Source organism: Ideonella sp., assembly GCF_041918995.1.
Classification (GTDB): domain Bacteria; phylum Pseudomonadota; class Gammaproteobacteria; order Burkholderiales; family Burkholderiaceae_C; genus Ideonella.
In genome coordinates this window covers 64,835-84,519 of record NZ_JAYRUN010000014.1, presented here as the reverse complement: position 1 = coordinate 84,519, position 19,685 = coordinate 64,835, and the positions used below count along the sequence as shown (strand labels likewise).

Annotated in this window: 14 protein-coding genes; 9 read left to right on the top strand and 5 right to left on the bottom strand. The window is 74.2% G+C overall.

Annotation, left to right across the window (positions count from 1 at the left end):
- The first annotated feature begins 40 nt into the window (after nt 1–40).
- The 3 genes from argG to ACE3UN_RS13845 all read left to right on the top strand — a co-directional run bounded on the left by argG (nt 41) and on the right by ACE3UN_RS13845 (nt 3,551).
- Nucleotides 41–1,393 (top strand): argininosuccinate synthase, encoded by a 1,353-nt coding sequence (gene argG / locus ACE3UN_RS13855; RefSeq protein WP_374675550.1) that lies wholly within the window; start codon nt 41–43, stop codon nt 1,391–1,393.
- Nucleotides 1,394–1,509: 116 nt separating this feature from the next.
- Nucleotides 1,510–2,487, top strand: a complete 978-nt coding sequence (locus ACE3UN_RS13850) for an Ig domain-containing protein (RefSeq protein WP_374675549.1) — start codon at nt 1,510–1,512, stop codon at nt 2,485–2,487.
- A gap of 158 nt (nt 2,488–2,645) precedes the next feature.
- The gene (locus ACE3UN_RS13845) at nt 2,646–3,551 is read left to right on the top strand and encodes a hypothetical protein (RefSeq protein WP_374675548.1); all 906 of its coding nucleotides are present in this window, start codon (nt 2,646–2,648) and stop codon (nt 3,549–3,551) included.
- On the opposite strand, the gene arsC is transcribed toward ACE3UN_RS13845, so the two are convergent.
- Both arsC and ACE3UN_RS13835 read right to left on the bottom strand, forming a co-directional pair.
- Nucleotides 3,542–3,976 carry an arsenate reductase (glutaredoxin) gene (gene arsC, locus ACE3UN_RS13840; RefSeq protein WP_374675547.1) on the bottom strand — a complete coding sequence of 145 codons (435 nt, stop codon included), beginning with the start codon at nt 3,974–3,976 and terminating at the stop codon, nt 3,542–3,544. The two genes, ACE3UN_RS13845 and arsC, sit on opposite strands and share 10 nt — an antisense overlap.
- A gap of 13 nt (nt 3,977–3,989) precedes the next feature.
- The gene (locus ACE3UN_RS13835) at nt 3,990–6,554 is read right to left on the bottom strand and encodes a DNA topoisomerase III (protein WP_374675546.1); all 2,565 of its coding nucleotides are present in this window, start codon (nt 6,552–6,554) and stop codon (nt 3,990–3,992) included.
- 151 nt (nt 6,555–6,705) lie between these two features.
- On the opposite strand from ACE3UN_RS13835, the gene ACE3UN_RS13830 reads away from it, so the two are divergent.
- The 3 genes from ACE3UN_RS13830 to ACE3UN_RS13820 are packed head-to-tail and all read left to right on the top strand — an operon-like array spanning nt 6,706 to nt 8,857.
- Nucleotides 6,706–7,266, top strand: a complete 561-nt coding sequence (locus ACE3UN_RS13830) for an SET domain-containing protein (RefSeq protein WP_374675545.1) — start codon at nt 6,706–6,708, stop codon at nt 7,264–7,266.
- Complete coding sequence (locus tag ACE3UN_RS13825; RefSeq protein ID WP_374675544.1) at nt 7,263–8,123, top strand: biotin--[acetyl-CoA-carboxylase] ligase; 861 nt, start codon at nt 7,263–7,265, stop codon at nt 8,121–8,123. Before ACE3UN_RS13830 ends, ACE3UN_RS13825 begins: the two co-directional genes overlap by 4 nt.
- 11 nt (nt 8,124–8,134) lie before the next feature.
- Nucleotides 8,135–8,857, top strand: a complete 723-nt coding sequence (locus ACE3UN_RS13820; protein WP_374675543.1) for a hypothetical protein — start codon at nt 8,135–8,137, stop codon at nt 8,855–8,857.
- 55 nt (nt 8,858–8,912) lie between these two features.
- Here the strand turns inward: ACE3UN_RS13820 and ACE3UN_RS13815 are convergent, their stop codons facing one another.
- Together ACE3UN_RS13815 and ACE3UN_RS13810 are read right to left on the bottom strand one after the other, a co-directional pair.
- Complete coding sequence (locus ACE3UN_RS13815) at nt 8,913–9,725, bottom strand: carbon-nitrogen hydrolase family protein (protein ID WP_374675542.1); 813 nt, start codon at nt 9,723–9,725, stop codon at nt 8,913–8,915.
- Nucleotides 9,722–14,050, bottom strand: coding sequence for a YhdP family protein (locus tag ACE3UN_RS13810; RefSeq protein WP_374675541.1), 4,329 nt, complete (start codon nt 14,048–14,050; stop codon nt 9,722–9,724). Before ACE3UN_RS13810 ends, ACE3UN_RS13815 begins: the two co-directional genes overlap by 4 nt.
- Before the next feature lie 118 nt (nt 14,051–14,168).
- Between ACE3UN_RS13810 and glnE the strand changes: the two genes are divergently transcribed.
- Genes glnE through ACE3UN_RS13795 form a run of 3 tightly spaced genes read left to right on the top strand, consistent with a single transcriptional unit; the run spans nt 14,169 to nt 18,614 of the window.
- A complete protein-coding gene (gene glnE, locus ACE3UN_RS13805) occupies nt 14,169–17,000 on the top strand; it encodes a bifunctional [glutamate--ammonia ligase]-adenylyl-L-tyrosine phosphorylase/[glutamate--ammonia-ligase] adenylyltransferase (RefSeq protein ID WP_374675605.1) in 2,832 nt (943 codons plus the stop codon).
- Nucleotides 16,997–17,914 (top strand): DMT family transporter, encoded by a 918-nt coding sequence (locus ACE3UN_RS13800; RefSeq protein WP_374675540.1) that lies wholly within the window; start codon nt 16,997–16,999, stop codon nt 17,912–17,914. Before glnE ends, ACE3UN_RS13800 begins: the two co-directional genes overlap by 4 nt.
- A 37-nt stretch (nt 17,915–17,951) precedes the next feature.
- Complete coding sequence (locus ACE3UN_RS13795) at nt 17,952–18,614, top strand: glutathione S-transferase (protein ID WP_374675539.1); 663 nt, start codon at nt 17,952–17,954, stop codon at nt 18,612–18,614.
- 42 nt (nt 18,615–18,656) lie between these two features.
- Here the strand turns inward: ACE3UN_RS13795 and ACE3UN_RS13790 are convergent, their stop codons facing one another.
- Nucleotides 18,657–19,616, bottom strand: a complete 960-nt coding sequence (locus ACE3UN_RS13790; RefSeq protein WP_374675538.1) for a MerR family transcriptional regulator — start codon at nt 19,614–19,616, stop codon at nt 18,657–18,659.
- Nucleotides 19,617–19,685: the final 69 nt, after the last annotated feature.

Sequence of the window (19,685 nt, the reverse complement as noted above, 5' to 3'; positions counted from 1 at the left end):
GGGCCCCTCCTAGAATCGAGGGGTCTTCCGGAGAACCCCCGTGGCCGCCACCATCCTGCAATCCCTTCCCGCCGGCGAACGCGTCGGCATCGCCTTCTCGGGCGGCCTGGACACCAGCGCCGCCGTCCACTGGATGCGCGCCAAGGGCGCCGTCCCCTGCGCCTACACCGCCAACCTGGGCCAGCCGGACGAATCCGACTACGAGGAGATCCCGCGCAAGGCCAAGGCCTATGGCGCCGAGATCGCCCGCCTGATCGACTGCCGCGCCCAGCTCGTGGCCGAGGGCATCGCCGCGCTGCAGAGCGGTGCCTTCCACATCAGCACCGGCGGCGCGACCTACTTCAACACCACTCCGCTGGGGCGCGCCGTCACCGGCACCGCGCTGGTGGTGGCCATGCGCGAGGACGGCGTCAACATCTGGGGCGACGGCTCGACCTTCAAGGGCAACGACATCGAGCGCTTCTACCGCTACGGCCTGCTGGCCAACCCGGCGCTGCGCATCTACAAGCCCTGGCTGGACCAGCGCTTCATCGACGAACTCGGCGGCCGCAAGGAGATGAGCGAGTACCTCATCGCCAACGGCTTCGACTACAAGATGAGCGTGGAGAAGGCCTACTCGACCGACTCCAACATGCTGGGCGCCACGCACGAGGCGAAGGACCTGGAGTTCCTGAACGCCGGCATGCACATCGTCAAGCCCATCATGGGCGTGGCCTTCTGGCGCGACGACGTGAAGGTGGCCGCCGAGGCCGTCACCGTGGCCTTCGAGGAAGGCGTGCCGGTGGCGCTGAACGGCCAGCGCTTCGGCAGCGCGGTGGCGCTGTTCGAGGAGGCGAACCGCATCGGCGGCCGCCACGGCCTGGGCATGTGCGACCAGATCGAGAACCGCATCATCGAGGCCAAGAGCCGCGGCATCTACGAGGCCCCCGGCATGGCGCTGCTGCACATCGCCTACGAGCGCCTGGTCACCGGCATCCACAACGAGGACACGATCGAGCAGTACCGCATCAACGGCCGCAAGCTCGGGCGGCTGCTCTACCAGGGCCGCTGGTTCGACCCGCAGTGCCTGATGCTGCGCGAGACCGCCCAGCGCTGGGTGGCGCGCGCCGTCACCGGCGAGGTGACGCTGGAGCTGCGCCGCGGCAACGACTACTCCATCATGAACACGGTGAGCCCGAACCTCACCTACGCGCCCGAGCGCCTGAGCATGGAGAAGGTGGAGGACGCGCCCTTCACGCCGGCCGATCGCATCGGCCAGCTGACCATGCGCAACCTCGACATCACCGACACGCGCGACAAGCTGGGCATCTACACCCGCACCGGCCTGCTGGGCGCCGCCTCCGACGGGTCCATCCCCCTGCTGACGGGCAGCGACGCGCCGCTGGCGGATTGATCCGGCCCGCGCTCGGGGTTCCATGCATTCCTGCGTCCGCTGACTGGGCAGCGCCGGCGGCCGCAGGACACGACGACAGGCGCCGCCCATCTCAAGGCACACCGAAAGGAAGAACGATGGGAACCGGAGGGAGGACGTGGGGGCTCAACCCCGCGTGGGTGCTGCTGCGCGCCGTGGTCATGGGCGCGCTGGCCGTCGCGATGACGGCCTGCGGCGGCGGGGGCGGGGGCGGCGCGCAGGAGAACCTGGTGCTGACCTACGACTACGGCGACGCCAACATGACGGAGCTGCTGGTGCTGCGCGAGCAGACGCTGCCCGCGCCGCGCACGGACGGCCTCGGCTCGAACACGCCGCACTTCGAGATCGTCTCAGGCGTGCTGCCCACCGGCATGCAGCTCGACAGCCGGACCGGTGTCGTCAGCGGTCGACCCACTGTCGTGGGCCGCACGTCTGCAGTCGTCCGCATCACCGTGGACGGGTACAGCGGCCACCTGGACGCGGACCTGCATCTGCAGGTGCAGCCGTTCTATGCCATGTACCTCACCGACACGGTGGCCGGGCAGATCGGCTTGCCGATCGAAGGCGTGACGCCCCAGGTGCCGGACAGCTACGACGCCGGCGTGACCGTGCGCTTCGCTCTCGCCAACGGCACTCGCCTGCCCCCGGGTCTGAGCCTGAACGCGACCACGGGCGCGATCAGCGGCGTGCCGACCGAGGTGGGCAGCTTCTCGGCGGAGATCGACGCCTCGGCCACCCATGGCGACACGCGCGTGACGGCAAGCACGACCCTCTCGTTCTTCATCGAACCGATCACCGACGTGTTCTTCCTGTACGACGGCTTCGACGTCCCCGGCGGTGCGGCAGTCAACGTGGCGCCCATCGTCTCGAAGACAGGCAGCGACACATTCAGCGGCTACCGCCTGGCCAACGGCGCGGACAGCCAGCACGGCTTGCGTGTGGATGCCGCGACGGGCGTGGTCACCGGCACCGCCCCGGCCACCGCGGGCCGTTACGAGATGGAGATCGAGGCCACGCTGACCAGGGGCTCGCTGACGGAGCTCCGGCAGGCGACGTTCACCATGATCGTCTACTGAGGCGGGCTGGCCGGCGCCATGGGGACGCCGGCCGGTGCCGCCTTGGGGGTGGCTTGACCGCCGCGTTCTCCTCGATCATCGTCGCGCGCAGCGCAGAGCCGCAGCGCACGCACCGGCCGATGGTCGGCGGGTGCAGACGACAACAGGAGGGAGCGCCCATGTCCAAACCACTGTCTCGCGCGGCGGGCGCCGCCGCGCGTCGGCACTTCCACGCCGGCCTCGCCGGTGCCTTGCTCGGCGCGGGCGCCGCGCCCGTGCTGGCCGCGCACCCGCAGGCGCGCGTCGGCGCGCCCGTGGCGCGTGGCCGCTTCGGCCTGACCGCGGATTTCCAGTTGCCGCGCCCCGCCCACCTGCACGTGGTGCCGTTCGACCGCACCCTGTATTCCGAGGGCGCGGACTGGGCGCTGCAGCCCGACGGCATGCTGCGCATCCAGACGACGGGGCTGTACCGCGTGGCCCTGTGCCTCGACTGGGTGGCCCAGCAGGGCACCGACGTCGACCTGCGCCTGTACGGCATCCGGCGCAAGGTGGTGGGTGGCCCGCCCGGGGCCTCGCAGAAGGACGATCGTCTCGCTTCGGTGTCCGTGCCCGGATCGGACGCCCCGCGCCTGGCGCGCTTCCGCGGCAGCTGGACGCCTGGGCGCGTGCCCGCCGGCGCCACGGTGGCGCTGGAGGTGGCCGTGGCACCGGCCGGCACGGTGTCCGTGGGCGACGCGGTCGTCGCCTCGCACACGGCGCTGCAGGACGCGATCGTGGGCCAGGCCGCCGCCGACGTGCTGAGCGTGCGCGGTCGGGTGGTGGCACCCGACCGCGTGCGGGTGGTGCTGCACAACACCGGCCTTCAGGCCGACGTGGACGTGCCGGCGGGCGAACTGCGCGTCATGGCCATCAACATGACGCACAGCAGCGGCGACTCAGCCGACGCCTGGCACGTGGTGCACACGCCGCTGGAGGCGCTGAATGCCGGCGAGCTGGTCTACGCCATGGCGCGCAACCGCAGCATCGCCGGCGACATGGTCCAGGCCAGCGCCACCAGCTTCCTGCACATCGAGCGTCACGCCTGAGGCGTCCGCCGGCGGCCGGCATCCACCACCTGCTCGCCGTCCGCCTTGACGAAGGGCGGCAGCGGCGGCACGGGCAGCAGCTCCAGCACCGTCTCGGACGGCCGGCACAGGGCCGTGCCGAGCGGCGTGCGCACGAGGGGCCGGTTCAGCAGCACCGGGTGCGCCTCGATCGCGTCGAGCAGCTGCTCGTCGGTGAGCGCCGGGTCGCCCAGGCCGAGCTCGGCGTAGGGCGTGCCCTTCTCGCGCAGCACCGCGCGCACGCCCACGCCCATCTCGCGCAGCAGCGCGCGCAGCTCGTCGCGCGTGGGCGGCGTCTTCAGGTACTCCACCACGCGCGGCTCGATGCCGGCGTGGCGGATGAGGGCCAGCACGTTGCGGCTGGTGCCGCAGGCCGGGTTGTGGAAGATCGTGACGGTGGCGTCCATGGGGTGGCTCCGGTCAGGCCGCCGTCTTCTTGGCGGCGGCCTTCTTCGCCGCCGCCTTGGCCGGCGCCTTGGCGGCGCGCGGCTCGAACTCGAAGCCCACCTTGCCTTCCTTCTTGTCGTAGGCCAGGAAGGCCTTGAACTTGCGCTTGGTCTTGTTGGAGACGAAGTTCTCCAGCAGGTCGGTCTTGCCGGTGGTCAGCAGCTTGTGCACCTGCTCGTGCGACACCGGCTGGGTGAGGATGATCTTGCCGGTCTTGAAGTCGCAGGTCACGTGGGCGCCGACGGCGTGCTCGCACACGTAGTTGCTGCCGTGCTCGTACACATGGCCCTGGCACTTGGGGCAGGCGCCCAGGCTGGACTGGCCGGAGAAGTCCACCGGCTCGCCGTCGTCCTTGGCCTTGTCGTCCTCGCCGAAGTCGAACTCCAGCTTCCAGTTGGCGATCTCGTCGTCGCGCACCAGGCGCAGCTCGGCCGTGAAGGGCCAGCCGGCCTTGGAGCGGAAGCCCTCCAGGGGGCCCACCCGTTTGTCGCGCAGCAGGGCCTCCGCCTCGGGCAGCTCGAAGCTGCGGCCGCCGGGGATCTTGGTGATGCTGAAGTCGCAGGCCTCGCAGGCGAAGCGGCGGTAGTTCTCCTTCACTGTGCCGCCGCAGTGGGGGCACGGCGTGGCCAGCGTCGCATAGTCGCCGGGGATGGTGTCGCGGTCGTATTCCTTGGCCTTCTTGACGATGCGCTCGGCCATGCGGGCGATGTCCTGCATGAAAGCCGACCGCGAGAGCTGGCCGTGCTCGATCTGCGCCAGCTGGTACTCCCAGTTGCCGGTGAGCTCGGGCTTGGTGAGGTCCTCCACGCCCAGGCCGCGCAGCAGCGTCATGAGCTGGAAGGCCTTGGCGGTGGGCACCAGCTCGCGGCCCTCGCGCAGCATGTACTTCTCGAGGATCAGGCCTTCGATCACCTGCGCGCGCGTGGCCGGGGTGCCCAGGCCCTTCTCGGCCATGGCTTCGCGCAGCTCGTCGTCGTCGATGAGCTTGCCCGCGCCTTCCATGGCGGACAGCAGGGTCGCCTCGGTGTAGCGCGCGGGCGGCCGCGTGACGAGCGCGACGATGTTCACGCCCTCGTTGCTCACCGCCTCGCCCGGCTGCACCGGCACGAGGTTGGCATCCTCGTCCTGCGCCTCCTTGCCGTACACCGCCAGCCAGCCGGCGTTCACCAGCACCTTGCCGTTGGTCTGGAACTGGTGCTCCGCCACCCGCGTGATGCGGGTGGTGACCAGGTACTCGGCCGAGGGGTAGAACACGGCCAGGAAGCGCTTGACCACCAGGTCGTAGAGCTTGGCCTCCGCCTCGGTGAGCGCCTTGGGCGCCTGCAGCGTGGGGATGATGGCGAAGTGGTCCGACACCTTGGCGTTGTCGAACACGCGCTTGCTGGGCCTGATATAGCCCTCCTTCAGCGCCTTGGCCGCGTGCGCACCGAGCGCCGCCAGCGGGCCCGGCAGGTCCTCCTCGGCCAGCATCTGCGCGGTCTGCTTCACCACGGCCAGGTAGTCCTCGGGCAGGTGGCGCGAGTCGGTCCGGGGGTAGGTGAGCACCTTGTGCTTCTCGTACAGCGCCTGGGCCAGCGACAGCGTGGTCTTGGCCGAGAAGCCGAAGCGCGAGTTGGCCTCGCGCTGCAGGGTGGTCAGGTCGTACAGCCCGGGGCTGGCCTGCGTGCTGGGCTTGGCCTCCTCGGTCACCGTGCCGGGCTGGCCGCGCACCGCCGCCGCGATGGCCTCGGCCTCGGCGGCGCTCCAGACGCGGTCGGCGCGGCGGTCCGGGTCCTCGTTCTTCTTGAACTTCGGGTCGAACCACTTGCCCTCGTAGTCGCCCGCGGCGGCGCCGAAGCCGGCCTTGATCTCCCAGTAGTGGCGCGGCACGTGCTTGCGGATCTTCTCCTCGCGCTCCACCACGATGGACAGCGTGGGCGTCTGCACGCGCCCCACGGTGGTGAGGAAGAAGCCGCCGTCGCGCGAGTTGAACGCGGTCATGGCGCGGGTGCCGTTGATGCCCACCAGCCAGTCGGCCTCGCTGCGGCTGCGTGCGGCGTCGGCCAGGCCCTGCATCTGCTGGTCGCTGCGCAGCCGGTCGAAGCCGTCGCGGATGGCCTGCGGCGTCATGCTCTGCAGCCACAGGCGCTGCACCGGCTTGTCGATGTGGCCCTTGGCGCCCGCGGCGTACTGCACGATGAGGCGGAAGATCAGCTCGCCCTCGCGCCCCGCGTCACAGGCGTTGATGAGCTCGGTGATGTCCTTGCGCTTGACCAGGCGCACCACCGCCTGCAGGCGGCTCTTGGCCTTGTCGATGGGGGCCAGCTCGAAGTGCGGCGGCACCACCGGCAGGTGGGCGAAGCTCCACTTGCCGCGCTTGACGTCGTATTCCTCCGGCGCCTTGATCTCCACCAGGTGGCCCACCGCCGAGGTGACCACGTAGCGGTCGTTCTCGAAATGGTCGGCCGCCTTCTCGAACTTGCCGGACACGGGCGTGAGCGCCCGCACGATGTCCTGGGCCACGCTGGGCTTCTCGGCGATGATCAGTGATTTGCTCATGGGTTCGGGGTCTGCGCGGGTCGCGTGCGGCCCGTGCCTACAATTTGCCTTCTCGCGTGTGTGCGCACGTGTGGCGCGCATGTGTGTCGTGCACGCGGGCACGCACGGCGCCCGCGCGTGTGCGCACGCGCCCACAGATTCAATGTACCCAATGAAGCCGGTCAAGCAAGCCCGCCCCTCCCGTCGCCCCACCGCCGACGCCGCCAACGAGGCGGCCGCCCCGCGCGGCCGCCGCCTGCAGGTGCGCCGCAGCGGCGTGCACGGCAAGGGCGTGTTCGCCCTGCAGGTGCTGGAGCCCGGCGAGACGCTGATCGAGTACACCGGCGAGGTCATCTCCTGGGACGAGGCGCTGCGGCGCCATCCGCACGACCCCACCCAGCCGGACCACACGTTCTACTTCCAGCTCGACGACGGCGAGCGGGTGATCGACGCGCTGTACGGTGGCAACGCCGCACGCTGGATCAACCACGCCTGCGATCCCAACTGCGAGGCGGACGAGGAGGACGGCCGGGTCTTCATCAAGGCGCTGCGTCCCATCGCCCCGGGCGAGGAGCTGTTCTACGACTACCGGCTGTCCATCGACGAGCGGCTGACCCCGGCGCTCAAGAAGCGCTTCGAATGCCGCTGCGGCTCGCCCGACTGCCGCGGCACGATGCTGCTGCCCAAGCGGGCCGCCCCGCGCGCCCCCCGCCAGGGAGGCCGCCGGCCATGACCGCCACGCCGCCCAACGACACCTGGGGCATCGAGGCCCTGTGGGAGCAGCTGCTGCCGCTGCTGCCGGGCCTGTCCATCGAGGTGGCCGAGCGCCTGGGGTCCACCAACGCCACGCTGGTCGACCGCCTGCGCCAGGCCGGCCGGGGCGCGCGCGACGGCCGCGGCCACGCGCCGCGGGCCGAGGACCTGGAACCGGCGCTGCTGGTGGCGGTGGAGCAGACGCAGGGCCGCGGCCGCCTGGGCCGCCACTGGCAATCGGCCGCCGGCGCATCGCTCACGTTCTCGCTGAGCCGCGTGCTGGAGCGCGCCGACTGGTCGGGCCTGTCGCTGGCCGTGGGCGTGGCGCTGGCCGAGGCGCTCGACCCGGCGGGCCGGCACCTGGCGCTCAAGTGGCCCAACGACCTCTGGCTGCGCCCGGCGTCGGACGAGACCGGCGCCGGCCGCAAGCTGGGCGGCATCCTCATCGAGGCGATCGGGCTCGGTGAGCACCGCGTGGCGGTCATCGGCATCGGGCTGAACGTGCGGCCCGTGCCGGGTGCCGAGGGCTCGGCCCACCTCAACGAGCTAGACGCCACCTGGACCGCGCCGCGTGCGCTGGCGGCGGTGATGCCGGCCGTGGCGCAGGCGCTGCAGCGCTTCGAGGCGCAGGGCTTCGCCGCCTTCGAGGCCGCGTACGCCGCGCGCGACCTGCTGCGCGACCAGCCCGTGACGACCACCGACCCCGCCTGCCCGCAGGGCCTGGCCACGGGCGTGGAGCCCGACGGCGCCTTGCACGTGCGCACGCCCGACGGCCAAGCGCACCGCGTCATCAGCGGCGAGGTCAGCGTGCGCCCGGCGGCGGCGCCGCCGGCCTGACCGGCCCCGCGATGCTGCGTGCGCTGGTCGCGGCCCTCCTGGTGGCCAACCTGCTGTTCTGGGCCTGGCACCACCCGCCGGTGGCCCAGGCGCTGGGGCTGGGCGGCCAGGCCGAAGGGCGGGAACCCGAGCGCCTGCAGCGGCAGGTGCGCCCCGAGGCCATCCGCGTGCTGCCCGCCGAGCGCGGCGGCGCGCCCCGCGAGGTGGCCGTGCAGGCGGCCCTGGCCGGCGAGCCGGGCCCGGCCAGCGCGCCGGCGCCCGGCCCGGCAGGCGCCGGCGTGTGCGTGGAGGCCGGCCCCCTGGGCGAGGTGGCCGCCCAGGCCGCCCTGCGCGAGCTCACCGGCGCCGGCGTGGCGGCCGGCGCCTGGGTCGACATGCAGCGGGAGCTGCCGGGCCGCTGGGTCGTCTACATGGGCCGCTACACCGACCGCGAGGCCATGCGCCGCAAGGGCGAGGAGCTCGCCGGGCTGGGCGTGACCGCCACCGAGCTGCGCCGCCCGGCCGAGCTGGCGCCGGGCCTGGCGCTGGGCGAGTTCGGCGCCCGGGCCGATGCGCAGGCCCGGCTGGACCGCCTGCAGGCGCGGGGCGTGCGCACGGCGCGCCTGGTGCAGCTGCCGTCGGCCGGCGTCGAGCACCGCCTGCGGGTGGACCGCCTGGAGCCGGCCGCCGCGGAGCGCCTGGCGGCCCAGTCCGCCCGCCCGGGGGCGACGCGCTGGCAGCCCTGCGCGCCCTGATCGCCCTGATCGCCCTGATCGCCCTGGGCACCCTGGGCGCGGCAGCGCACCGCCGTCAGAGCCGGCGGTGTGCCAGGGCCGGCAGCTGGCGGCGCACCGCGGCCCGTCGCGCCAGCGGGGCGTCCGCCGCGGCGACGCCCTCGCCCTCGGCCTGCACGGCCAGCACCTCGCCCCAGGGGTCGATGACCATGCTGTGGCCCCAGGTGCGGCGGCCGTTCTCGTGCTGGCCGCCCTGGGCGCTGGCCAGCACGTGGCACTGGTTCTCCACCGCCCGGGCGCGCAGCAGCAGCTCCCAGTGCGCCTGGCCGGTGGTCCAGGTGAAGGCGGCAGGCACCACCAGCAGGTCGCAGGCGGGCTGCATCAGGGCCCGGTACAGCTCGGGAAAGCGCAGGTCGTAGCAGATGGACAGGCCCACCCGCAGGCGGCCGGCCTCGTCCTCCACGTCGAAGGCCACCGGCTGCTCGCCGGCTTCCAGCACGCGGCCCTCGTCGTAGTGCTCGCTGCCGTTGTCGAAGGCGAACAGGTGGATCTTGTCGTAGCGGGCCACGCGCTCACCGGTGGGGCCGTAGACACAGCAGGCGTTGCGCACATGGTCGGGCGTGGTGCCCCGGATGGGCAGGGTGCCGCCCACCAGCCAGAGGCCATGGCGGCGCGCCGAGTCGGCCAGGAAGCGCTGGATCGGCCCGTCGCCGTCGGCCTCGGCGATGGCCAGCTTGTCGTCGTCGCGCTGGCCCATGAGGCAGAAGTACTCCGGCAACGCCACCAGCCGCGCGCCCTGGGCGGCGGCCTGGGCCACCCACCGGCCGGCGGCCTCGAGGTTGCGGGCCACGTCGGGCGTGGAGACCATCTGGACGGCGGCGATCTTCATGGCGTGGATTGTGGCGCCGAGGCCGACGCGGCGGGGGCGGCCTCGAAGTCGGGCAAGGGGGCATCGGCGCGGCGTTCCAGGGTCTGCACCTGCGGGTCGGCCCAGGGGCCGGTGACCTGCAGCTCGCGCGTGCCGGCCTGCATCAGCGGCTTGCGCAGGAACAGCTGCGCCAGGAAGGTGCCCAGCCCGACGGCGGGGTTGATGGCCGCGTAGGCCAGCGACGCCGTGCCGGCGTTGATCTCCGGCACGATCACCATGTGCAGGTCCTGCGTCTCGTGCTGCAGGTCGGCCTCCCCCTCGATGAGCACCGCCGCCTGCACGCCACGGATGCGCAGGTTGTTGGTGCGCGCCACCCCGCGCGAAAGGGCCACGTCGCCGGCCAGCTGGTCGAACGCGAAGCCCTGCTGGAACACGTCGCGGAAGTCCAGCGTCAGCCGCCGCGGCAGGGCCTGCAGGCTCAGCACACCCAGCAGCCGCGCCGCCCCCGGCTCGGCCTTGAGGAAGCGGCCGCCTTCCAGCGACACCTGCCCGCGGCCATCGAGCGTGGGCCAGTCGGGCCACAGCGGCGCGCCGGTCCAGCCGAACTGCCCCTGCAGGTGGCCGCGCCCGCCCCGCACCTGGCGCCCGCCGCCCAGCGTCTCCAGCACGTCGCCGGCGTCGGACACGTCGAGCCGGCCCTCCAGCGCCATGCGCCGGCGCACGGCGCTCCAGCGGCCGCTGGCGGTGAGCCGGCCGTCCTCGCCCAGCCAGGCCAGGCGCTGCAGCTGCCAGTCGCGCGGCGCGGCGCCCGCGGCGTCCACCGGGCGGCCCTCCAGCTCGATGCGCCCGAGCGGGCGGCCCTGCCACTGCAGGGCGTCGACCTGGAGATCGAGTGCCGGCCAGTCGGGGACGGCGGCCAGCGCCTCGCCCACCGCCGAGCGCGCCGCCGGCGCCGGGGCCGCCCCGGCGGGGCCGGCCGCGGGCACCGCCAGCCGGGCCAGCCGCGCCTGCCAGCGGGCTGCCGTGCCGCCCGCGCCGGGCCGCCATTCCACCTGTCCCTGCACCGCGTCGCCCTGCAGCTGCGCCTGCCAGGCGACGGTCTCCCGCGCGGCCGACTCATGCGGGCCGCGTCGCTGGGCCTGTGCCTGCAGCGCCCCCCATCGCCGGCCGGCCGCCTGCATGTCCGCCGTGCGCAGGACGGCCTCGGTGGGCAGGTACGCGTCGGCGCCGCCCCATTCGGAAGCCCGAGCCGCGTGGCCACCGGGCGGCGCGCCGGACGCGACCGCATGGCTGGCGCCCGGGCTGCCCGCCTGCCCGTGGGCGCCGGCGGGCGCCGCGCCGGTGAGCGCCTGCCAGCGTGCCCACCAGGCATCGGCCGGCAGGCTCGGCAGCTCGACCGCGGCCACCACGCTGCCGGGCGGTGCCGGCGGCAGGCTGGCCGAGCCGGCCGCCAACGCGCCGCGCAGCACCCGCGTGCCCTGTGCGCCGTGCTCGCGCTGGTATTCCGCGCGCAGCACCGTGCCCAGCTCCACCTGCAGCACGTCGGACGGCGCGGCGGCCTCGGCGGCGGCGCGCGGCGGCAGGGCCTGGGTCTGCACGCGCAGCGGCCAGGTCGCCTCTGCCGGCTTGGCAAAGGGCGGCGGCAGGTCGATCGCCAGGCCGGTGAGCGGGCTGGTGACCAGCAGCTCGGTCAGGCCGCGCTGCACGCCCAGCTGCAGGCGGTAGGGCGCCTGGCCGCTGGCCGCGCCGGCCAGCCGCGTGATCCAGCCCAGCTCGCCGGCCTGCCGCAGGCCCTCGGCCGTCGCCGTGCCCTGCGCCTGGAAGCGCACCACGCCATCGGCGCCCAGCCCGCCCTCGAAGGCCAGCTCGCCGCCCAGCGCCCGTGCCGTGCCGGGCGCGATCGTGAAGCCCCGCTCGGTGAAGTCGATGCGGGTGCGCGCCCCCAGCACGGGCGGGATGTCGGCGCGCAGCCGCACATCGTTGCCCGCCAGCGCCACGCTGCCCCGGACGCGGGTGTGGTGGCTGTCGTGCAGGGGGATGTGCAGGGCCAGCTGCAGGTCGGCCGCACCGCTGCCGCTGGCCTGCTGCAGGGCGTGCGACAGCCAGCCTTCGATGGGCGTGGCCGCCACGTAGCGCAGGGCGTCCGTCAGCGGGCCGCGGCCGCCGCCGGAGATGACCAGGGTGGCGTCGTGCGCCAGGTCCGCGATCTCTCCCTGCACACCCTTCAGCTCGATGCCCCACAGCCGGGCGCGGGCGTCGCGGATGCGCATGGCGCCGCGGTCGAACTCCAGGCCACCGTTCACCTGGGTGAAGGCCGGCCAGCGGGATTCGCCGCCCGTGAGCACCGCCGGCACGTAGGCCAGGGTGACGTCCTCGGCCTGGGCGGTGACGAGGAACTCGCCCTGCTGCCCGGGCTGCGCGAAGGGGAAGTCGTGCAGGTCGCCGCGCAGGCGCAGGCGCACCTGGCGCGCCGTGCCGCCCTGCACGGCCCCGGCCACGTAGGCGCGCGTGGCCGCGGGCAGCTGCAGCGGCAGGTAGCGCGCCACGCGGGCGGCCTGCGCGCGCTCCAGCTGGCCGCTGAGGTCGATCACGCCCGGCAGCCGGCGTCCGGGTCCGCGCCCCGGCGCCTCGCCGGTGTGCCAGTGCAGCTGCAGCGTGCCCTTGGCATCGGCGTTGGCGAAGCGGGCCTCGACCACGCGCAGGTCGATGTCCGGCAGCGGCCCCGCCGCGGACGCCGCCGCACCGGCCGTGGCCACCGTGGACGGCCGCTGCAGGCGCCAGACCAGCCGGCCGCTGAACTCGTCCAGCGGCAGCACCGGGTCGTCGAAGACGCCGGGCAGCTCGACCGCGCCGTCGCGGATCTGCAGCCGCGCCTCGCCGCCCGACTCGTTGGCATCGAGCTCCACCCGGGCCCCGTGCCAGCCCGGGCGGCCGACGCGGCCGGCGTCCGGCGCAGGCAAGGACGCCACCGCCAGGTCCTGCGCGCGCGCCTTCAGGCGGTAGCGCGCGGGCGCACCGGGCGGCCCGATCCAGCTCGCCTGCAGGCCCTCCACCACGCCCTGCGGCGCCAGCTCGCCCAGCACCCGCTGCCAGCTGGCCGGCAGCGGCAGCCGCTCGGCCACCCCCGCCATGAGGGCCAGGTCGAGCCGGTCGGCAGTGAGCTCACCCCCCGCGATGGGGCGGTCGGACCAGCCCACCTCGTCCATGGGCTGCGGCTGGCTCAGCTGCAGCTGCAGGCGGCTGGCGGGCCAGACGCCCCCATCCGCCGTGGTGAACTGCAGCCCGTCGGCGGCCACGCGCAGCTGGCCGGCGCTGCGCTCGATGTCCAAGCGGCCACGCAGGCCGGCCACGGCCAGCGGCTCCAGCGCGGGGGTCAGGCGCACCGCCACCGCCTCCAACGCGGTGTCCACCGTGAGGCGGCGCCACTGGCCGCGCCCCACGTCCAGCCAGGCGCGGGCCGCCCCCCGGCCGGCGCGCAGCTCGACCGGCAGGCTGACGTGGGCCGCCAGCCGGGACAGGTCCACGCCCGGCAGGTCGGCGTACACGGTGCCCGACCAGCGCGACCAGTCGCTGCGGTCGGCCAGCAGCGGCTGCGTGAAGCGGCCCACGACCGAGAAGCGCGCACCCACGCCGTCGTCCGGCGTGGCGTCGATGCGCAGCTCGTGGCGGCGCAGCCCGTTGCGCAGCACCACGTCGGCATCACGCAGCGCCACCGGCGGCGCGCCGCGCCACTCGTCGATCCAGCGCACGCTGCTGCGGCGCAGCACGAGCTCCGGCTGGTCGAGCAGCCAGTCCAGTGCCTCGCCGCCCTCGCCGGCGGCCGCGGGGGCGGGCCCCGCGCGGCCCAGGTCCAGGCCGGCCACGTGCACGCGGCCCAGGCGGTCGCGCCGCACCTCCAGCGACAGGCCGTCCAGGTGCAGCTGGGAGAAGGTCAGGCGCCAGCGCAGCAGGGTGCTGGGCGACAGCGCCGCGTCCACCCGCGGCAGGCGCAGCCGCTCGGCACCGGAGGCGTCGGCGATCACCACGTCGCGCAGCTCCAGCGCAGGCACCCAGCCCGCGCTGCGCACACCCACCTGGCCGATGCGCACGGGAAGCCCCAAGGCCTGGCTGGCCCGCTCCTGCAGCTGCGGACGCCATTCGTCGATGTGCGGCAGAATCCCCCAGTGCAGAGTCAGCCACGCGATCAGGACGATGCTCCACAGGGTGAACACCCCCAGCATGGCCCAGCGCAGGGCCCCTCTCGACACCGCTGCCGCGGCCCCGGCCCAGCGGCGGCGTGTGCCGTCGTGGCCGGCGTCGTCTGCGCCGGCGGGCCGGCGCGGTGATCGGGGGAACTTCAAGGGCATGGGCAATACCGGGGGGCAGGCCCCGGCGCCAGCCTCAACGTGGAGCGGCACCTGCCGTCCCGGCGTTCAGCCGGGCGAAGGCGCCAGCGAGCCAATCTAGCACAGACCCCTCGTGGCACTGACCGGTTCCCCCTCGTCGGACGAGACCGCCGACACGCTTGACGGCCCGACCGCGCCCGGCGCGTCGGCCGAGCACAGCCGCTTCGTCCAGCGCATCCGGCGGCGCTATGCCACCGAGCTGTCCTGGCTGCCCCCCGGCCTGCCCGACACGGCCGGGCTGCACGCCCTGATCGACACGCTGCTGGCCGCTGGTCGGCCGCTGCCGGCGGCCCTGCGGGTGGCGCGCCAGCTGGTGATCGAGCGCCTGGTGGTGCACGACGTCGAGCAGCAGGCGAGCCTGGCCAACGTGACCACCACCATGACGCTGCTGGCCGAGGTGACGCTCGACCGCGCCCTCGCCCAGGCGCGCGCCGAAACCGATGCCCGCCACGGTGCCCCGCTGGACGCCGACGGCCAGCGCATCGACTTCTGGATCGTCGGCATGGGCAAGCTGGGGGCGCGCGAGCTCAACGTCTCGTCCGACATCGACCTGATCTACGTGTACGAGGACGCCGGCCAGACCGCCGGCGGCCCGGCGGGCGTGATTTCCGCCCATGAGTACTTCTCCCAGGTGGCGCGCCAGCTCTATGCGCTCATCGGCGACGTCACCGACGACGGCTTCGTCTTCCGCGTGGACCTGGCGCTGCGGCCCAACGGCAACTCGGGCCCGGCGGTGGTGAGCCTGGCGATGCTGGAGGAGTACTTCCTCGTGCAGGGCCGCGAGTGGGAACGCTTCGCCTGGCTGAAGAGCCGGGTGGTGGCGCCGCGCGAGAGCGTGCTCGACGGGCGCGCGCTGGCGCTGCGCTCGCTGGTCACGCCCTTCGTCTACCGCAAGTACCTCGACTACGGCGTGTTCGAGGGCCTGCGCCAGCTGCACCGCAAGATCCGCGACGAGGCGCAGCGGCGCGCCGCCGGCCGGCCCGAGCGCGCCAACGACGTGAAGCTGTCCCGCGGGGGCATCCGCGAGATCGAGTTCATCGTGCAGCTGCTGCAGGTGGCACGCGGCGGCCAGTTCCCGGAGATCCGCACGCGCTCCACGCTGAAGGCGCTGGACCGCCTGGCGGCCGGCGGGCTGATGCGCACCGAGGCGGCCCGGCAGCTGGCCGACGCCTACGTGTTCCTGCGCCAGGTGGAGCACCGCATCCAGTACCTGGACGACCAGCAGACCCACCTGCTGCCCACGGGCGACGGTGACCTGGCCTGGATCGCCGCCAGCATGGCGGCGCGGCTGCCAGCGGCCAGCGCCTGTGCGCCCGGCGACCCGCCCTGCTGCCGCCTGCTCGACCGCCTGTGCAGCGTGCGCGAGCTGGTGGCCACCGAGTTCGACGCCCTGCTGCACGACGGCCGGGCGCCGGCGGGCGCGCGGCCGGGCAACGGCGGGTGCCGCCAGTGCGGCGACGGCCCCCTGGCCATCGACAGCGAGGAGCTGGCCGAGCGCCTGCCGCCGGAGCTGGCCGAGCGGGTGCGCGCCTTCGCCGCCCGCCCGCGTGTGCAGGCCCTGCGCGACGAGAGCAGGCTGCGCCTGGGCCGCCTGGTGCAGCGCGCCGCGGAGGGGCTGGCGCGCGGCGAAGGCACGCTGGAAGCCGCCGTGCGCCTGCTCGACTGGGTGGAGCCGCTGCTGCGGCGCGAGAGCTACCTGGCGCTGCTGGTGGAGCGGCCCGAGGTGCAGCGGCGCCTGCTGCGCCTGCTGGGGCTGGCGCGCTGGCCCATGCGCTACCTGATCCGCCACCCCGGCGTGATCGACGAGCTGGCCGACGAACGCCAGCTGCGCGAGCGCTTCGACCGGGCCGGCTTCGTGGCCGACCTGGAGGAACGCCATGCCGCCTGGGTGCGCTCCGGCGAGGCCGACGAGGGCTCGCTGCTGGACACCCTGCGCCGGGCGCACCACGCCGAGGTGTTCCGCACCCTCGTGCGCGACGTCGAGCAGCGCATCACGGTGGAGCAGGTGGCCGACGACCTCTCCTCGTTGGCCGACGCGGTGGTGGACTGCACCCTGCGCTGGGCCTGGGGCCACCTGAAGCAGCGTCACCGCGATGCGCCGCGCTTTGCCGTCATCGCCTACGGCAAGCTGGGCGGCCTGGAGCTGGGCTACGGCAGCGACCTCGACCTGGTCTTCCTGTTCGACGACGCCGGCGAGGACGACCCCTACCGCGCGCAGGAGGTGTACGGTGCCTTCGTGCGCAAGCTGATCGGCTGGCTCACGCTGCGCACGGCCGCGGGCGAGCTGTTCGAGATCGACACCGCGCTGCGGCCCAATGGCAACTCGGGCCTGCTGGTCACGTCCATCGACGCCTTCGAGAAATACCAGCGCGGCCGCGGCAGCAACACCGCATGGACCTGGGAGCACCAGGCGCTGTCGCGGGCCCGCTTCTGCGCGGGTGCGGCCGACCTGGGCGAGCGCTTCGAGGCCACGCGCCGCGAGGTGCTGGCCATGCCGCGCGAGCGCGAGGCCCTGCGCGCCGAGGTGCAGGCCATGCGCGAGAAGGTGCGCGCCGCGCGCCCCGTGCCGGCCGGCCGGTTCGACGTCAAGCACAGCGACGGCGGCATGATGGACGCCGAGTTCGCGGTGCAGACGCTGGTGCTGGCCGAGAGTGCGCGCCACCCCGAGCTGCTGGACAACGCCGGCAACATCGCCCTGCTGCGGCGGGCGGAGGACGCCGGCCTGCTGCCGGCCGGCGTGGGCACGGCCGCGGCCGACGCCTACCGCGAGATGCGCCGCGCGCAGCACCGCGCACGCCTGGACGAGCAGCCCACGCAGTTCGACCCGGCCGAGCTGGCCACCGAGCGGGCCGCCATCCAGGCGCTGTGGCGCGCGGTCTTCGGCGCCGGCGGCGGCCCGGCGGCCGGATGAGCGACCGCCGGGCCCACCTCGACACCCTGGCCATCGTCAGCCTGGTGGGCTGTGCGGCGCTGTGGGGCCTGAACCAGGCCGCCACCAAGGTGGCCGTGGCCGAGATCCCGCCGCTGCTGCAGGCGGCCGCGCGTTCCGCGGGTGCCGCGCTGCTGCTGGGCTTGTGGGCCGCGTGGCGGCGCATCCCGCTGGCGCCGCTGGCGGGGCCGGGCCTGCGGGCCCCGGCGCTGCTGGCCGGTGGCCTGTTCGCGGCCGAGTTCGGCTGCATCTTCGTCGGCCTGCAGTACACCAGCGCCTCGCGCATGGCGGTGTTCATCTACCTCGCGCCTTTCTTCGTGGCGCTGGGCATGCCCTTCATCGCCGCGGGCGAGCGGCTGCGCGGCTGGCAGCTGGCCGGGCTGGGGCTGGCCTTCGCCGGTGTGGTGCTGGCCTTCGGCGAGAGCTTCGGCGCGGGCGCGCCCGCGGGCAGCCGCCAGGGCTGGGGCGACGCGCTGGGCGTGGTGGGCGCCGCGCTCTGGGCCGGCACCACCTTGTCCATCCGGGCCACCCGCCTGGCCGGTGCCCCCGCCGAGCAGACGCTGATGGCGCAGCTGGTCGTGTCCGCCCTGGCGCTCGGCGCAGCCGGGGTCTGGGCCGGGGAGTCCTGGCCCGCACACGTCAGCGCACTGGCCTGGGGCTCGCTCGCCTTCCAGACGGTGGTGGTCACCTTCGCCAGCTACCTGCTGTGGTTCTGGCTGGTGCGCCACTACGCGGCCACGCAGATCAGCACCTACACCCTGCTCACCCCCGTGTTCGGCCTGGCCGCCGGCGTGGGCCTGCTCGGCGAGCCGCTCACCTGGCGCATCGTCGTGGCGCTGGTGGCCGTGTCGGCGGGCATCGCGCTGGTGACACGGCGGCCGCGCGGCGCCACGTAGACTGGCCGGCCCGTCCCCACCCTGTCCGGAGAGACCCATGATCACCCTGTGCGGCTTCGCGATCTCGAACTACTACAACAAGGTCAAGATGGTCCTGCTGGAAAAGGGCCTGGCCTTCGAGGAGGAGACCGTGCCGCCCGGGACCAAGACCGAGGCGACGCTCGAGGCCTCGCCGCTGGGCAAGGTGCCGTTCATCCGCACCGCGCAGGGCACGCTGTGCGAGAGCGAGGTGATCGTGCAGTACCTGGAGCGCACGCACCCGCATCCCGCGCTGCTGCCGGACGACCCGTGGGGCGCCGCCAAGGTGCACGAGCTCACCACCTTCATCGAGCTGCACCTGGAGCTGGTGGTGCGCGATCTCTACCCGCAGGCGTTCTTCGGCGGCCGGGTGAGCGAGGAGACACAGGCGGCCGTGCGCAGGAAGCTCGTACGGCACATCGCCGGCTTCAAGCGCCTGGCGCGCTTCGGCCCCTACGTGGCCGGCGAGACCTTCACCAGCGCCGACTGCGCCGCCTACGTGTCGCTGCCCCTGGTCGCCATGGCCAGCCAGGCGATCTACGGCACCGACCTGCTGGCCGAAGGCGGCGTGGACTGGAAGCCCTACATCAAGCTCGTGGGGCAGCGCCCGTCGGCGCAGCGCGTGTCGGCCGACCGCAAGGCCGCGCAGGAGCAGCAGCTGTCGGCGATGCGCGCCCGGTAAGGGCGTCGCCCGCGGAGGCGGGCGGCCGGCGGGCCGCGCCGCTCAGGGCGACGGCGGCAGGGCCGCCAGCGCGCGGCCGATGCCGCCCAGCTCGGCCATGCGCACCACCCCGGGCAAGCGCACCGACGCCGCTGCCGAGCCGCCCAGCCAGATCACCGTGCTCGCAGGCAGCCGCTCGCGCAGCTGCTGCAGGCCCTGGCGCAGCCAGCGCGCCGGCAGGCAGCCCGTGGCGCTCAGCCCCACCACCTGGGTGTGGTGCCACTGCGCCGCCGCCACGATCTCGTCCACCGGCGTCTGCGGGCCCAGGTTCACGCACCAGGCGCCCTCCAGCGCACACATCGCCTCGGCCATCAGCAGCCCCAGCCCATGCGGCTCGCCCGGCAAGGTGGTCAGCAGCACCCGCGGCGCCACGCCCGGCACCGGCTCGGGCAGGCTCAGCAGGCCCTGGCGCAGCACGCCATGGGCCACCTCGGTGAACAGGTGCTCCTCGGCCACGCGCAGCTCGCCGCGCATCCATGCCTGGCCCACCGCGGTGGTCAGGGGCGCCATCACCTCGGTGACGAACGCCGCCAGCCCCAGACGGCTCTGGGCCTGCTGCAGCAGGCGGCGCAGGGCAATGCCATCGCGGCGGGTCAGCGCCGCCAGCGCGGCCGCCAGGGTGGGCGAGGCGGCGCCGGTGGGAGCGGGCGGGGTGCCCGGCGCGGACGCCGGCGCCCCGCCGGAGAGCAGCGCCGCGCGCGCCGCGTCGTCCAGCGGCACCACCTTGCCCGGCCGGTGGCCGGCGCGCATCAGCGCCGCGATCTGGCGCAGCCGGTCGACCTGCGCGGCCGGGTAGACCCGCTGGCCCTGGGCGTCGCGCTGCGGCACGGGGAAGCCATAGCGCCGCTCCCAGACCCGCAGCGTGTCCTTGCCAAGGCCCGTGTCGCGCTCGACCTCGGCGATGTTCAGCCCCGTCTCGGGGCCGGCAGGGGGCGGGGCGTCAGGCAGCAATGGGTCGGACATGGCGTGATTCTGTCATGGACAACTCCCGTGCAGGTTCTCGAATTTCTGTCTATCATCGCGGCCATTGAG

What these genes read in the sequence shown, in the direction of transcription:
- ACE3UN_RS13850 (WP_374675549.1), top strand. Translation starts at nt 1,510, where the DNA reads ATGGGAACCGGAGGGAGGACGTGGGGGCTCAACCCCGCGTGGGTGCTG.
- ACE3UN_RS13845 (WP_374675548.1), top strand. Translation starts at nt 2,646, where the DNA reads ATGTCCAAACCACTGTCTCGCGCGGCGGGCGCCGCCGCGCGTCGGCAC.
- arsC (WP_374675547.1), bottom strand. Translation starts at nt 3,976, where the DNA reads ATGGACGCCACCGTCACGATCTTCCACAACCCGGCCTGCGGCACCAGC.
- ACE3UN_RS13835 (WP_374675546.1), bottom strand. Translation starts at nt 6,554, where the DNA reads ATGAGCAAATCACTGATCATCGCCGAGAAGCCCAGCGTGGCCCAGGAC.
- ACE3UN_RS13830 (WP_374675545.1), top strand. Translation starts at nt 6,706, where the DNA reads ATGAAGCCGGTCAAGCAAGCCCGCCCCTCCCGTCGCCCCACCGCCGAC.
- ACE3UN_RS13825 (WP_374675544.1), top strand. Translation starts at nt 7,263, where the DNA reads ATGACCGCCACGCCGCCCAACGACACCTGGGGCATCGAGGCCCTGTGG.
- ACE3UN_RS13820 (WP_374675543.1), top strand. Translation starts at nt 8,135, where the DNA reads ATGCTGCGTGCGCTGGTCGCGGCCCTCCTGGTGGCCAACCTGCTGTTC.
- ACE3UN_RS13815 (WP_374675542.1), bottom strand. Translation starts at nt 9,725, where the DNA reads ATGAAGATCGCCGCCGTCCAGATGGTCTCCACGCCCGACGTGGCCCGC.
- ACE3UN_RS13810 (WP_374675541.1), bottom strand. Translation starts at nt 14,050, where the DNA reads ATGCCCTTGAAGTTCCCCCGATCACCGCGCCGGCCCGCCGGCGCAGAC.
- ACE3UN_RS13800 (WP_374675540.1), top strand. Translation starts at nt 16,997, where the DNA reads ATGAGCGACCGCCGGGCCCACCTCGACACCCTGGCCATCGTCAGCCTG.
- ACE3UN_RS13795 (WP_374675539.1), top strand. Translation starts at nt 17,952, where the DNA reads ATGATCACCCTGTGCGGCTTCGCGATCTCGAACTACTACAACAAGGTC.
- ACE3UN_RS13790 (WP_374675538.1), bottom strand. Translation starts at nt 19,616, where the DNA reads ATGTCCGACCCATTGCTGCCTGACGCCCCGCCCCCTGCCGGCCCCGAG.